The following is a 13,711-nucleotide window of genomic DNA, read 5'->3' on the forward strand; positions in this document are numbered from 1 at the left end:
CCGGGCATGGGCGCCCGGTTGCTGCGGTGCAATATGCGCCTGCCCGGGATCGCGCGTGAGAGGTCTCTTGCCCGGCCTGCCATGCAGGAAAAGCATGAAGCGCGCACGAAATCTTCACCGACCCGGTGCGCCTACGGTCTCGGCCGGGTGCGGTGCAGCGAATGCAGATTCCGGGTCCGTTACCGTCCGGCAGGGGGACCGGCATCGAGGGGCAGGCAGCCGCGGGCCTCGAGCCCCTCGCGGATCGCCCGCTTGGTGATCTTGCCGTAGCCGGATTTCGGCAATGCGTCCCAGAAGAACACCCGCTTCGGCAGCTTGTAGCGCGCGACCTCGCCGGAGAGCCACGCGATCAGTTCCGCCTCGCCGACTTCAGTGCCGGGACGGGTGACGCAAACCGCCACGCCGACCTCGCCCCAGGCCGGGTCGGGCACCCCCAGGATCGCCGCCTCGGCGATGGCAGGGTGCCGCAGCAGCCTCTCCTCGGTCTCGCGCGGATACACGTTCGATCCGCCCGAGATGTACATGTCGGAGGCGCGGCCGGTGATGAACAAGAACCCTTCCGGGTCGAGATGGCCGAGATCGCCGGTCCGGAACCAGCCGTTCCGGAAGGCGGCCGCGTTCGCTTCCGGGTTGTCGTAGTAGCCCGCGAACACCGCCGGGCCGCAGACGCAGATCTCGCCGGTCTCGCCCGCGGGCAATTCCCGCCCGGCCCCGTCCTGGATCTGCACCTGCATGCCGGTGCGCTCGAAGCCGCAGGTGCCGACCTTCACGCCCGGCCCGTCCTCGGCGGCATGGAGCCGGGGCGGCAGCACGGTGATGTTGCCGGTCACCTCGCCGAGCCCGAAATACTGGACCAGCACCGGTCCGAGCGCCCGCAGCGCCCGCTTCTGGTCCTCCCGGTACATCGGCGCGCCGGCATAGATCACGTGGCGCAGGCTCGTATGGTCGTGGGCCGCCACCGCCGGGTGCTCGGTGATGAGCTTCACGATGGTCGGCACCGTGAACAGGTTGGTGATGCGCCACCGCTCCACCAGGGACCAGACCTCCGCGGGGTCCAGGCGCGTGCCGCCGGTGAGCACGGTCTTCGCGCCGGCCGCGACCTGGGCGAGCTGGTGGATGCCGGCGCCGTGCGAGAGTGGCGCGACCACCAGGGAGGCGTCGGCCTCGGTGGTCCCCGGCATCAGATCGCAGAGGTGGTTGGTGATGACGAAGGCCATCTGGCCATGGGTGAGCACCGCCGCCTTGGGCCGGCCGGTGGTGCCCGAGGTGAAGAAGAACCAGCACGGGTCGTCATGCTCGACATCGGCGGTCGGGGCCGCCTCCCCCGCATGCGCGCCGACCAGGGCGTCGTAATCCAGCCCGAAGGCCGAGCCGCCGATCTCGACCACGAGGCCCAGCTCGGGCGCGGCGGCGCGGATCGCGGCGGCGTGGTCGGGAAATTCCGTGCCGCAGATCAGCGCCGAGGCGCCGCTGGCGCGGGCGAGATAGGCGACCTCCGCGGGCGTCTGCCGGAAATTCGTCGGCACCCAGACGGCGCCGAGCCGGAAGCAGACGAACATCGATTCGAAGAGCAGGTTGCCGTTGCGGGCCTGGACCAGCACGCGGTCGCCCTTGGCGATCCCCCGGGCCGCCAGCGCCGCCGCCATGGCGTCGACCCGGGCATCGAGGGCGCCCCAGCTCCAGCTCCGGTCGCCCCAGGCGAGGCCGATCGCGTCCGGCCAGCGGCGGGCCGCCCGGCGCAGGAAATGGGCGAGGTTCATCACCCGCCGCGAACAGGGCGCGACGCCGCCGCGCGGCGCCGGCCCCGTCGGGCCGTTCACGCCAGCTTCCCGCAGGCCTTCTCCAGGAGGGACCAGCCCTCCTCGCCGTAGCGGCCCTTCCATTCGGCGTAGAAGCCGGCCTTGCGCAGCTTCTCGCGGAAGGGTTCCGGATCGGGCTTGTTGAACACGAGGCCGCTCTTGGTCAGGTCTTCCTGCAGGCTGGCATTGAGCTTGGCGACGTCGGCCCGCTCCTTCATCCCGGCCGCGTTGATGTGGCGGGCGACCATCGTGCGCAGATCCTCGGGGATCCGCTCCCAGGCCCGGCGGTTCGCCAGGAACCAGTAGCCGTCCCACATGTGGTTGGTGAGCGAGCAGTATTTCTGCACCTCGTAGAACTTGGTCGTGGCGATCACCGCCAGCGGGTTCTCCTGGCCCTCGACGATCTTGGTCTGGAGGGCCGAGTAGGTCTCGTTCAGGTTGATCGAGGCGGGGGCGGCCTCGAAGGCCCGGAACATCGAGGTCCAGAGCGGCGAGACCGGCACGCGGATCCGGAAGCCCTTGAAGTCGTCCGGGCTGGCGATCGGCCGGGTCGAGGAGGTGGTCTGGCGGTAGCCGTTGTCCCAGATCTTCTCCATGGCGACGAGGTTGGCCTTGGCGATCTGCTGGCGGACCCAGGCGCCGAGCTCGCCGTCCATCGCCGGCCAGACGGCGTCGTAATCCGGGAAGGCGTAGCCGATGCCGTTGATCGAGGCGTTGGGCACCAGGGTCGAGAGGATCAGCGGCGACATCGTGAAGAACTCGACGCTGCCCGAGCGCAGCTGGCTCAGCGTGTCGGTGTCCGAGCCGAGCTGGCTCGTGGGGAAGATCTTCAGATCGAACCGGCCGCCGCTCTCGACGCGCAACGCCTCCGCCATCTCGCGGGCGCGGACATTCATCGGATGCGTGTCGGGCAGGTTGTTCGCGTATTTGTAGGTGAAGTCCGCGCGCTGCGCCCGGGCCACGTGCGGCATGGCCACGCCCCCGGCGAGGATCGCCGTCGAGCCCGTCGCGAGGAACCGGCGACGGGACAGGGACAAGCGAAATGGAGACGACATGGGCGGCCCTCCTGATTTGGGCACGCGGGCCCGGCGTTTCCTCAGGGTCCGCGTTCGTGCGCGGACTCTCTGTATCTCGACGCTTCGATAGCGACTGGCCGAAACCAGTCAACGGGGCCGCAGCGGCTCGGCTGTCGGAGCTGGGGACTTGTCAGGCCGTTCGAGCCGGCACCGCGTCGACCCACCGGGGGCATCCGGCCGCGGACGGCCTGCTCCGGGCCTACGCGGCCGGCACTTGCTGCTCGAGATGGGCGCGAAGAATCGAATACTGCTCGACGACCTTGTCGAGCTTCTCGGTATTCGCCGTCCGGATCCGTTCCGAGCCCTCGTGCGGCCGGTAGGTGGCGGCATAATGGGCGGCATGCGCCTTCAGCTTCGCCGCCACGAAGGCCATGTCGGCCGACCAGGCGACCTCCCGGCGGACCAGCTGGAGGCGCCGCGTGATCTCGAGCCATTGCAGGTCGAGCGCGATGCCGCCGCCCATCTGCTTGAACAGGTCGAACATCGAGTCGAGGATCGCGATGGCGTTCTGCGCGGACACGATGCCGGCCCCTCAAGCGCCGGAGGTCACGAGATCGGGCCGCGCGTACCAATCGTCGAACAGGGACAATTGCCGGAACCGGCGGCGGTAGCCCAGGCCGGTCAGCAGCGCGTGGATCTTCTCGCGACTGTCCGAAAAGTTGTGCTCGACGCTGATCAGCGCGATGTCGTGGCGGGTGAAATCGAAGCTGTTCAGCACGTCGAACTCGCCGCCTTCCACGTCGATGCTCATGTAGTCGATCCGCTTGGGCGCGCGGGCCTCCGCGAGGAAGCGCTCCAGCGAGATCGTCCGCACCGGATATTGCCGGCCCTCTTGGCGGAACTGCGCGTGGAAATCGCCTTCCACCAGGTCGTTCATGCCCGACAGCTCGCCGATATCGACCTCGTTGAACAGGACCTCGACCCCGTCGGTCTTGTAGACGCATTTGTCGGAGATGTAGCAGGTTCGGTTCGCGTATAGCGCGGCGTGCCAGGCCCGGGCCGGCTCTGCGAGGGCGCCCTGCCAGCCGAAGGTCTTCTCGAGCAGGAGCGTGTTGCTGAGGCTGATGCCGTCGCAGGCGCCGAACTCGACGAAATAGCCGTGCCGCTTCTCCTTCAGCTCGTACAGGACCCACAGGTCCTGCAGCAGCTGCGCGTTGGAATACGGGGCCATCTTCGTGGCGAAGGCCAGGAACTCGATCTCGGATCCCAGGAGATGGGGCTTGTCGTCCAGGTTGTTCCTGAGATCGATCAAGGCGTTGAACACCGTCAGGAGCTCGACATCCATGGCCCTGTGTTCCACCTTCTGCATGAGACCGATGCGGGAGTTCGGGGGCGCTCTAAAGACGCGCGCCACCGAGGGACTGGCCCCCGAGGATCCTGTTCGAGCCCTCGAACAGGACGGCGTGCTGGAGCGAATCCGGCTCGCGGTCCGGGACGGTGCGCGCCGCGCGGCGAATGGCGAGCACGAACCGCTTGCGGCTGAACCCGTAGGGCCGCAGGCTCGCCAACAGGGCCTCGACCAGCTTGGCCATCGCATCGGAATGCGCCTGCGCCCGATCGCGGTCCCGCACCGCCGTGTCGCGCTCCGCCTTGATCAGCGCCAGCTCGATCTGCTGCTGCTGGATCTGACGGATGTATCGGGTGTCGATGTCCTGGACGGGATTCGTCGTCATGCGGAAGTCTCCGAGACCCGGAGGGGATCGGGCCGGGGCCAGGCCGGCGACGGGACCGAGCTCATGTGAAGGCTTCGACTCCTCTGAGGATCGATCCTCGACGCAGCGCCGTGAGCGACCCGCCTCTAAGCGGCCTGTGCGTCTCGCGCGCCCTGCAGGTCAAGCCAGAGATCCAGACCCAGCGGGCCCTGTTTGCGGATCGCGACCCGCGCCCGCAGCATTTCGCCCCCGCGAACGAACGTCAGATGCTCCGGAATCCCGCCGGCCGTGATCACGCGCACATGGGCGCTGCCCTCGTCGGATGCCAGGATCGCGCAGGGAACGTCGAAGCCGCCGAGCCTGATGGTCGCTTTCGGGTGCGGGGTGGGGTGAACGAAATGCTTGTTGGCCATGCTGTGCGCATCCTCGGTATGGCGAGCCATGAGACTAGTCCAAACCAGACGCGCCTTGTGTCGTCGCGCGGCAACGGCCTCCGCAAATGCGCGGACGCCGCCGCTTACGTCGCGACGCTTTGCATATTTGAGCTTGTTTTGAGGATCACTTGATTGCGCGGACGAGTTCGTCAAACTCGGCCCAGGTTCGGTGAACCTGCCATCATTTTAACTTCTGCAACGCTCGCTCTGGAAATATCCAGTGACATCGGAGCGGCAAGTGGTGGGCGCGACAGGGATCGAACCTGTGACCCCTACCATGTCAAGGTAGTGCTCTCCCGCTGAGCTACGCGCCCGGGCCGGTGCTGGTCGAGCACCGGTGGGCCGGGCCTATAGCCGGTGCCTGGCGGGGGCGCAAGCGGAACGTTGCGGTGCCCGGCCCACGGTCCCGGGCCGCGATGGTGCACGCGGGGCAGAAAATGCGCTATGGGCCTGCCGGCCGGCATCCGACCGGGCCGCCGAGGCGGTTCCGGCATTCCGCCGCCTCAAGCTTCGGGACATGCGCTACTTCATCGATCACGATCACGGCGATTCGATCCGCGGCTGGATCGTTCCGGACAACCCCCTCGCGATCAGCCGGGTGATGGTCTCCGTCGCCGGCCAGCGCGTGGCCGAGGTTCCGGCCAGCGTCATCGACGAGGCCTTCAAGCGCAACGGCTGGCACGCCACCGGCCAATGCACCTTCGTGCTGACGGCGGCCGAGGTGCCGGGGCTGCCCGACATCCCGCGCCTCGAACTCTACGACGCCGACACCAACGTCCTGATCTACCGCCGCATGCCTCAGGAGGGGCTGGTGCGGCTGCGGACCATGCTCATCAACACCAGCATCGAGCCCGAGACCGCCCTGCAGGCGGCGTTGTTCCCGCATTTCCAGCACTGCTACTTCGGCGTCCACAAGCTGCCGGACGAGATCCTGACCTGCGTCCTGACCGGGCCGGCCGCGCCCTCGGCCTTCCTGTCGGGGGCCGTGACGGTTCCGCGCTATGAGAACTTCATGACGCCGGACCTGATGATCACCGCGATCCTGGTGCAGGACCCCTACACCGAGATGGCGACCCGGATGCGCTGGCTGAAGGCGCGCGCCGGCGACGCCCTGGACCCCACGCGCGGCTGGCGGCTCGGGCCGCTCGCCGAGGCCGCTTCCTTCTCGGATGAGTACGATTTCACCGACGTGAAGAGCCTGAAGCGCTACTTCCGCATGCTGCCGGAGCCGGCCTACCGGCTGCTCTACAACCCGCTGACCCGCCAGCTCGGCACCCGCATGCCGGAGGATCGCCTGCATCCGGGCAATTCGATCGCCGCGATCGAGATCCTGGCCCGGGTCGGCATCGTCGGCCACCGGACGCGCTACCACGCCTTCGCGTCGACCCTGTTCGATCAGCTGGGCATCAACGCCCCGGTGCCGGTGCCGCCGCCGATCCCGGCCGAGACCCAGGCGCTGGCCGAGCGCCTGCGCACGGTCAAGGCGGTGGAGGAGATGCTGGTCTTCGACGTCGCCATGTCGGATGCCGTGAAGGACTCGATCGACAAGAGCTGGAGCTGATGGTGCGGTCGAGCGAGACGGGGGCGCCCGGGACGCGCCTGCCGCCGGCGCACCTGACCGGAGCCGGGCGCAAGCGGCGCCCCCTGCCGGTGCGGGCGGCGGCGGACGGGATGCGGATCGACCTCGCGGGCCTTTCCGGTCGCTGGCTCGAGATCACCCTGGCCAACGACCCGACCGAGGGGCTCGACACGGTCCCGGGCATGGCCTTCGCGGGCCCGGAGGGGCGTCCGGGGCCGCTGCTGCCCCAGGAAGCGATTGGCGGCGGCGACTTCACCTGGATCGGCCGCCTCCCCGAGGGAATCGTCGCGCTGCGCGTGGCCGATCCCGCCGGCCGGATCCCGGCGCGGCTGCGCCGGGTCACGGTGCGCCGTCTCGACCGGCCGGTCCTCGTCCCCCGCGCGCTCCTGCGCGAGCCGGCGCTGGCCCTGCAGGCGCTGTACTGGCGGATCCTCGGCAAGAAGGTGCGGGCCCGGGGCTTCCTCGGCCGGGCGCTGGCCCACCGACGGGTGACCGGATACGAGGCCTGGATCCGCGCCCATGGCTACCGCCGGGCGGAGCGGGACGGGATCGCCGCCGAGATCGCCGCCTGGGCCGACCCGCCCCTGATCTCGGTGCTGATGCCGGTGCACGACCCGGATCCGAAGGTGCTGCAGGCCGCCCTCGCCTCCCTGCGCGCGCAGCTCTACCCCCATTGGGAGCTGTGCGTCGTCGACGACGCCTCGACCCGGCCCGCGATCCCGAAGATCCTGCAGCGCGCCGCCGAGGCCGACCCGCGCATCCGGGTGCTCGCCCGGTCCGAGAACGGCCACATCGCCCGGGCGACCAACGACGCGCTGGGCCTCGCCCGCGGCGTCGCCTGCGCCTTCATGGACCACGACGACGTGCTCACCGAGGACGCCCTCTACGAGGTCGCCCGCGCGCTCCGCCTCGATCCGGATCTGGTGCTGATCTACAGCGACGAGGACAAGATCGACGGGCGCGGCCGCCGGTTCGACCCGCATTTCAAGTCGGGCTTCGACCGCGAGCTGCTCTACGCCCAGAACTACATCAACCACCTGACCGTGGTGCGGACCGACGCGCTGCGGGCGGTCGGCGGCCTGCGTCCGGGCTTCGAGGGCAGCCAGGACCACGACCTGCTGCTGAGGCTCACCGACGGGCTCGACCCGGCCCGCATCCGCCACATCCCGCGGGTGCTCTACCACTGGCGCGCCGCGCAGGGCTCCGGGACCTTCTCGGACCGGGCCCTGGCCAAGGCCGAGGCGGCGCGCCTGCGCGCCCTCGACGAGGTCGTGGCGCCCTGGGGCGGCCGGGCCGAGCGCGGCCCCTCGGGCTTCAACCGCCTGATCCGCCCGCTTCCGGAGCCGGCCCCCCGGGTCTCGGCGATCATCCCGACCCGGGATCGCGCCGAGATCCTGTCGGTCACCCTCGACGGTCTCCTCGCCGGCACCGACTACCCCGATATCGAGGTGGTGATCGTCGACAACGACAGCCGGGAGCCCGAGACCGCTTCCCTGTTCGCCCGGTATCGCGACGACCCACGGGTGCGCATCGTGCCGGTCCCCGGGGCCTTCAACTTCTCCGACCTGTCGAATCGCGGGGCCGCCGCCGCCACCGGCCCGGTGCTGCTGTTCCTCAACAACGACGTCGAGGTGCTGGAGCCCGGTTGGCTCGGGGAGCTGGTCCGGCACGCGGTGCGGCCCGAAATCGGCGCCGTCGGCGCGAAGCTGCTCTATCCCGACCGCACGATCCAGCACGGCGGCATCGTGCTGGGGATCGGGGGCGTCGCCGGGCACAGCCATCTCGGCGTGCCGGACGAGGATCCCGGCTATTTCTGCCGCATGGTCATCGCCCACGAGGTCTCGGCGGTCACGGGCGCCTGCCTGGCCATGCGCGCCGACGTGTTCGAATCGGTCGGCGGCTTCGATGCCGAGGCCCTAAAGGTGGCCTTCAACGACGTGGACCTGTGCCTGAAGATCCGCCGGGCCGGCTACCGCATCATCTGGACGCCGTTCGCCAAGCTGATCCACCACGAATCGAAGAGCCGCGGCGCCGAGGACACGCCGGAGAAGCGCAAGCGCTTCGAGGGCGAGGTGCTGACCATGCTCGACCGGTGGGGCCCGGAACTCCGGGCGGACCCCTACTACAACATCAACCTGTCACGGAACTCGGCGCATTACCGCGTCTAGGAAGGCGGACCTGGCCGGCCGCGCCGAGACGGGGTCCGCCCGCCGCGGCAGGCCGCCCCGCATGTGTCGACAGCAGGGCTGGCATGGGGGTGCCATGCATGCGTCAGTGGGTGAACTTGCGTCGGAAGCCGGTTGCGATACCTCTGGACATGCCGCATGAGGCGGTTCCGGCCATGGCGCCCGAACGGGCGCACGGCGAGGGCGGCAGTCAACAATGAGTGCGAACACCCCAATGGCCTCGGCCACAGTCCTTGAGCGCGACGCTCAGCAGGCGATGGGAGACCACAAGGTCCACCCGAACGAGATCGCCATCGGCGTGGTCATCGGCCGCGCGTCCGAATACTTCGACTTCTTCGTCTTCGGCATCGCATGCGTGCTGGTGTTCCCGAAGGTGTTCTTTCCGTTCGTCGATCCGCTGACCGGAACACTCTACGCCTTCTCGATCTTCGCTCTCGCCTTCATCGCCCGCCCGATCGGGTCGGTGATCTTCATGGCGATCGACCGTCGGCACGGCCGCAGCGTCAAGCTCACCATCGCGCTGTTCCTCCTGGGCGGTGCCACCGCCGCGGTCAGCTTCCTGCCGCGCTACGATAGCATCGGCATCTCGGCCGTCTACATCCTGGCGGTGCTGCGGGTGCTGCAGGGCCTGGCGCTGGGCGGCGCCTGGGACGGGCTGGCCTCGCTGCTGGCCATGAACGCACCCCGGGAGCGCCGCGGCTGGTACGCGATGATCCCGCAGCTCGGTGCGCCCCTGGGCTTCATGGTGGCGAGCGCGCTGTTCGCGTTCTTCCTGGTCAACCTCGACGAGGCCGACTTCATCGACTGGGGCTGGCGCTTCCCGTTCTACTGCGCCTTCACCATCAACGTCGTCGCCCTGTTCGCCCGGCTGCGCCTGGTGGCCACCGACGAGTTCGCCCGGATGATGGATCTCGATCGGCTCCGGCCGGTCCCGGCGCTGGAGCTGTTCCGGCACCATGCGGGCGACGTGATCCGCGGGGCCTTCGTGCCGCTCGCCGGCTTCGCGCTGTTCCATCTCGTGACGATCTTCCCGATCGCCTGGCTGGCGCTCAACAACACCCACCGCTCGCCCGGCGAGTTCCTGATCGTGCAGTTCTCCGGGGCCATCGTCTGCGCCGGCGCGATCGCGGCCTCCGGGCTGATCGCCGACCAGATCGGCCGCCGCAACTGCCTGATCATGAGCGCCTCGCTGATCGCCTTCTTCGCGGTCGGCAGCATCATCGCCCCGCTCCTGTTCGGCGAGAGCGCGATCGGCCAGACCATCTACGTGACGATCGGCTTCATGCTGCTCGGCCTCGCCTACGGCCAGACCGCCGGCGCGGTCACCGCCCGGCTCGGCAACCACTACCGCTACACCGGCGCCGCGCTGACCTCCGACTTCGCCTGGCTGGTCGGCGCCGGCTTCGCCCCGCTGGTGGCGCTGTTCCTGTCGCAGCGCTACGGCCTGGCCATGGTCGGGGTCTACCTCCTGTCGGGCGCAGCCTGCACCCTCGCGGCGTTGTTCTTCGACCGCTCGGAAATGCGCCAGATGTAGTCGGCCGCCGCGCGGCGAAGGCTGCGCGGCCTCCTTCCAGAATCTGCCGGGACTGCCGCGTCACGCGCGGCACGGCAGGGACGCCGCGCCTGCGGCTTGGGATAAAGAGACGAGTGCTGTGACCTCTTCGACCCCTTTCCCGGACAGGATCGAGCCCGCCAAGAGCCGGGGCGGCCCTGCGCGGCGCCTCTTGCCGCTCCTCGCCCTGCCGCCGGTCCTGGCGATGCTGGGCGGCTGCAACCTCGTGGTCATGAGCCCGGCCGGCTACGTCGCCGAGCAGCAGCGCAACCTCGTGCTCGCCGCCACCGGGCTGATGCTCCTGATCATCATCCCGGTCATCTTCTTCACCCTGTTCTTCGCCTGGCGCTACCGCGCCACCAACGAGGACGCGGTCTACGATCCCGAATGGCACCACTCGACCCAGCTCGAGGTGCTGATCTGGACGGCGCCGCTGATGATCATCATCGCGCTGGGCGCGCTCACCTGGATCGGAACCCACACCCTGGATCCGTTCCGGCCGCTCAGCAAGATCGACGCGAAGCGCGACATCCCGGCCGGCGTCGAGCCGCTCCAGGTCGAGGCGGTGGCCATGGATTGGAAGTGGCTGTTCCTCTACCCGCAATACGGGATCGCCACGGTGAACGAGCTCGCCGCCCCGGTGGACCGGCCGATCCAGTTCAAGATCACCGCCACCGACGTGATGAACACGTTCTACGTCCCGACGCTGGCCGGCATGGTCTACGCGATGCCGGGCATGCAGACCCAGCTCCACGCGGTGATCAACCGCGAGGGCTCCTACGAGGGCCGCTCGGCGCATTACAGCGGTGCCGGCTTCTCGAACATGTTCTTCAAGTTCAACGGCGTGACCGACCAGGCCTTCGACCAGTGGGTCGCCAAGACCAAGGCCCAGGGCGGCGAGCTGACCCAGGAGGCCTATCTCGAGCTGGAGAAGCCGAGCGAGTCCGAGCCGGCGCGGTTCTACAAGTCCTACGCGAAGGGCCTGTTCGACCGGATCATCGGCATGTGCCCGCGGCCGGAGCAGATGTGCGTCGGCGAGATGGTGAAGATCGACGCCCGGGGCGGTGCCTCGGGGGCGGAGGCCCAGGCCAACTACGACCGGCTGCAGTATGACAACCGCATGGCCGATCGCGGCAACGAGGCCCCGGGCGCGACGGGCCCGGCATCCGGGACCGGCCCGCACGGGCAGACGCAGCCGCAGGGCATGAAGCCCCGGCCCGACATGGGCAACCCGGACTCGCGGGGTCAGGGCGAAAGCGCGCTGCCCGGGCAGGAGAAGGCGCCCGAGGTCAAGGCGCCGGACAGCCAGGGCCAGAAAGAGGGCGGGCAGATCGCGCCCAAGCAGCTCAACCAGTAAGAACGCTCGCGTGAACGCGGGCCCCACACCCAAAACCGGCGGTCGCCGTCGAACCCATTGAACGGGCCGATCCCATGTTCGCAAACCTGGACCTACAACAGTTGATCCTCGGCCGATTTACGATCGAGCAGATCCCGTATCACGAGCCCATCCTGCAGGCGACCTTCGCCGGCGTGGCCGTGGTCGGCCTCGCCGTCCTCGGCGTGATCACGTATTTCCGCTTCTGGGGGCCGCTGTGGCGTGACTGGGTCACGTCCATCGACCACAAGAAGATCGGTATCATGTACTGCATCTTCGCGCTGATCATGCTGCTGCGCGGCTTTGCCGACGCGCTGCTCATGCGCTCGCAGCAGGCGATCGCGTTCGGCTCGGAGCAGGGCTTCCTGCCGCCGCACCACTACGATCAGATCTTCACCGCCCACGGTATGATCATGATCTTCTTCGTGGCGATGCCGTTCGTCACGGGGATGATGAACTTCGCGGTGCCGCTGCAGATCGGCGCGCGCGACGTGGCCTTCCCGTTCCTGAACAACTTCAGCTTCTGGATGACGGTGGCCGGCGGCATCCTCGTGATGGTCTCGCTGTTCGTCGGCGAGTTCTCGCGCGCCACCTGGCTCGCCTACCCGCCGCTCTCCGGAGCCGCGATGAGCCCCGGCGTCGGCGTCGACTACTACATCTGGGCGCTGCAGATCGCGGGTATCGGGACCTTGCTCTCGGGCATCAACCTGATCGCGACCATCGTGAAGATGCGCGCGCCCGGCATGACCATGATGAAGCTGCCGATCTTCGTCTGGTCGTCGCTGTGCACCAACATCCTGATCGTGGCCGCCTTCCCGATCCTGACGGCCGTTCTCGCGATGCTGTCGCTCGACCGCTACGTCGGCACGCACTTCTTCACGAACGACCTTGGCGGCAACGCCATGCTGTACTTCAACCTGATCTGGATCTGGGGTCACCCGGAGGTCTACATCCTGATCCTGCCGGCCTTCGGGGTGTTCTCCGAGATCACCTCGACCTTCTGCGGCAAGCGGTTGTTCGGCTACACCTCGATGGTCTACGCGCTGGTGGTGATCACCATCCTCGCCTACCTGGTCTGGTTGCACCACTTCTTCACCATGGGCTCGGGCGCCGACGTGAACTCGTTCTTCGGGATCACGACGATGATCATCTCGATCCCCACGGGCGCGAAGATCTTCAACTGGATGTTCACGATGTACCGCGGCCGGATCCGGTTCGAGGTGCCGATGATGTGGGTGGTGGCGTTCATCGTCACCTTCGTGATCGGCGGCATGACCGGCGTCCTGCTGGCGGTGCCCCCGGCCGACTTCGTGCTCCACAACTCGCTGTTCCTGATCGCACACTTCCACAACGTGATCATCGGCGGCGTGCTGTTCGGCATGTTCGCCGGCGTCACCTTCTGGTTCCCCAAGGCCTTCGGGTTCAAGCTCGACGAGTTCTGGGGGAAGATGGCCCTCGTGTTCTGGGTGAGCGGGTTCTACGTCGCCTTCATGCCGCTCTACGTGCTCGGCCTGATGGGCGTGACCCGGCGCATGCAGCACTTCGACGACCCGTCGCTGCAGATCTGGTTCGTCATCGCGGCCTGCGGCGCGGGGCTCATCGCCCTGGGTATCGCCTCGCAGATCGTGATGTTCGTGGTCTCGATCCGCAACCGCGAGAAGCTGCGCGACCTGACCGGCGATCCGTGGGGCGGCCGGACCCTGGAATGGTCCACCTCCTCGCCGCCGCCGGACTACAACTTCGCCTTCACCCCGGTGGTGCACGATTCCGACGCGTGGTGGGACATGAAGAACCGCGGCTTCGCCCGGCCGATGACCGGCTACAAGCCGATCCACATGCCCAAGAACACCGCCGCCGGCGCCATCCTGGCCGGTCTGAACTTCACCTTCGGCCTGGCCATGGTCTGGTACGTCTGGTGGCTGGCGGCGCTCAGCTTCGTGGCGATCATCCTCGTCGCGATCCTTCACACCTTTAATTACAATCGCGACTACTACATTCCTGCCGACACGGTCAGTCGGACGGAAGGTCAGAGGACGCGCGAGCTGGAGATGGCGTGAT

11 protein-coding genes and 1 tRNA gene are annotated in these 13,711 nt (G+C 68.3%); 5 read left to right on the top strand and 7 right to left on the bottom strand.

What is annotated here, in order from left to right; all coding sequences use genetic code 11:
• Positions 1-179: 179 nt before the first annotated feature.
• The 7 genes from BMZ47_RS15620 to BMZ47_RS15650 form a co-directional block, all read right to left on the bottom strand.
• Complete coding sequence (locus BMZ47_RS15620; RefSeq protein WP_091863339.1) at positions 180-1,820, bottom strand: acyl-CoA synthetase; 1,641 nt, start codon at positions 1,818-1,820, stop codon at positions 180-182.
• Complete coding sequence (locus BMZ47_RS15625) at positions 1,817-2,854, bottom strand: TRAP transporter substrate-binding protein (protein WP_091863340.1); 1,038 nt, start codon at positions 2,852-2,854, stop codon at positions 1,817-1,819. Before BMZ47_RS15625 ends, BMZ47_RS15620 begins: the two co-directional genes overlap by 4 nt.
• A 220-nt stretch (positions 2,855-3,074) precedes the next feature.
• Entirely contained in the window at positions 3,075-3,395 is a 321-nt protein-coding gene (locus BMZ47_RS15630) for a hypothetical protein (RefSeq protein ID WP_091863341.1), read from the bottom strand.
• A gap of 12 nt (positions 3,396-3,407) precedes the next feature.
• Positions 3,408-4,160, bottom strand: a complete 753-nt coding sequence (locus BMZ47_RS15635) for an FkbM family methyltransferase (protein ID WP_091863342.1) — start codon at positions 4,158-4,160, stop codon at positions 3,408-3,410.
• Positions 4,161-4,212: 52 nt separating this feature from the next.
• Positions 4,213-4,548 carry a hypothetical protein gene (locus BMZ47_RS15640; protein ID WP_091863343.1) on the bottom strand — a complete coding sequence of 112 codons (336 nt, stop codon included), beginning with the start codon at positions 4,546-4,548 and terminating at the stop codon, positions 4,213-4,215.
• 125 nt (positions 4,549-4,673) lie between these two features.
• Positions 4,674-4,940, bottom strand: coding sequence for a hypothetical protein (locus tag BMZ47_RS15645; protein WP_091863344.1), 267 nt, complete (start codon positions 4,938-4,940; stop codon positions 4,674-4,676).
• 260 nt (positions 4,941-5,200) lie between these two features.
• Positions 5,201-5,275: transfer RNA gene (locus BMZ47_RS15650), tRNA-Val, on the bottom strand.
• A 203-nt stretch (positions 5,276-5,478) separates the two neighbouring features.
• On the opposite strand from BMZ47_RS15650, the gene BMZ47_RS15655 reads away from it, so the two are divergent.
• The 5 genes from BMZ47_RS15655 (at position 5,479) to cyoB (ending at position 13,710) form a co-directional block, all read left to right on the top strand.
• The gene (locus BMZ47_RS15655; protein ID WP_007558434.1) at positions 5,479-6,522 is read left to right on the top strand and encodes a hypothetical protein; all 1,044 of its coding nucleotides are present in this window, start codon (positions 5,479-5,481) and stop codon (positions 6,520-6,522) included.
• Positions 6,522-8,708, top strand: a complete 2,187-nt coding sequence (locus BMZ47_RS15660; RefSeq protein ID WP_091863345.1) for a glycosyltransferase family 2 protein — start codon at positions 6,522-6,524, stop codon at positions 8,706-8,708. The genes BMZ47_RS15655 and BMZ47_RS15660 overlap by 1 nt, the downstream gene beginning before the upstream one ends.
• 214 nt (positions 8,709-8,922) lie before the next feature.
• Entirely contained in the window at positions 8,923-10,260 is a 1,338-nt protein-coding gene (locus BMZ47_RS15665) for an MFS transporter (RefSeq protein ID WP_007558438.1), read from the top strand.
• A gap of 118 nt (positions 10,261-10,378) precedes the next feature.
• Entirely contained in the window at positions 10,379-11,635 is a 1,257-nt protein-coding gene (gene cyoA / locus BMZ47_RS15670; protein ID WP_091863346.1) for a ubiquinol oxidase subunit II, read from the top strand.
• A gap of 74 nt (positions 11,636-11,709) precedes the next feature.
• Positions 11,710-13,710 (top strand): cytochrome o ubiquinol oxidase subunit I, encoded by a 2,001-nt coding sequence (cyoB, locus tag BMZ47_RS15675; RefSeq protein ID WP_007558443.1) that lies wholly within the window; start codon positions 11,710-11,712, stop codon positions 13,708-13,710.
• Position 13,711: the final 1 nt, after the last annotated feature.

This window comes from Methylobacterium brachiatum (genome assembly GCF_900113845.1).
In the GTDB taxonomy this organism is placed as follows: domain Bacteria; phylum Pseudomonadota; class Alphaproteobacteria; order Rhizobiales; family Beijerinckiaceae; genus Methylobacterium; species Methylobacterium brachiatum.

Excerpts from the sequence above, each read along its gene's own strand:
- BMZ47_RS15625 (WP_091863340.1), bottom strand. The coding sequence starts at position 2,854 with ATGTCGTCTCCATTTCGCTTGTCCCTGTCCCGTCGCCGGTTCCTCGCG.
- BMZ47_RS15635 (WP_091863342.1), bottom strand. The coding sequence starts at position 4,160 with ATGGATGTCGAGCTCCTGACGGTGTTCAACGCCTTGATCGATCTCAGG.
- BMZ47_RS15640 (WP_091863343.1), bottom strand. The coding sequence starts at position 4,548 with ATGACGACGAATCCCGTCCAGGACATCGACACCCGATACATCCGTCAG.
- BMZ47_RS15645 (WP_091863344.1), bottom strand. The coding sequence starts at position 4,940 with ATGGCCAACAAGCATTTCGTTCACCCCACCCCGCACCCGAAAGCGACC.
- BMZ47_RS15655 (WP_007558434.1), top strand. The coding sequence starts at position 5,479 with ATGCGCTACTTCATCGATCACGATCACGGCGATTCGATCCGCGGCTGG.
- BMZ47_RS15660 (WP_091863345.1), top strand. The coding sequence starts at position 6,522 with ATGGTGCGGTCGAGCGAGACGGGGGCGCCCGGGACGCGCCTGCCGCCG.
- BMZ47_RS15665 (WP_007558438.1), top strand. The coding sequence starts at position 8,923 with ATGAGTGCGAACACCCCAATGGCCTCGGCCACAGTCCTTGAGCGCGAC.
- cyoB (WP_007558443.1), top strand. The coding sequence starts at position 11,710 with ATGTTCGCAAACCTGGACCTACAACAGTTGATCCTCGGCCGATTTACG.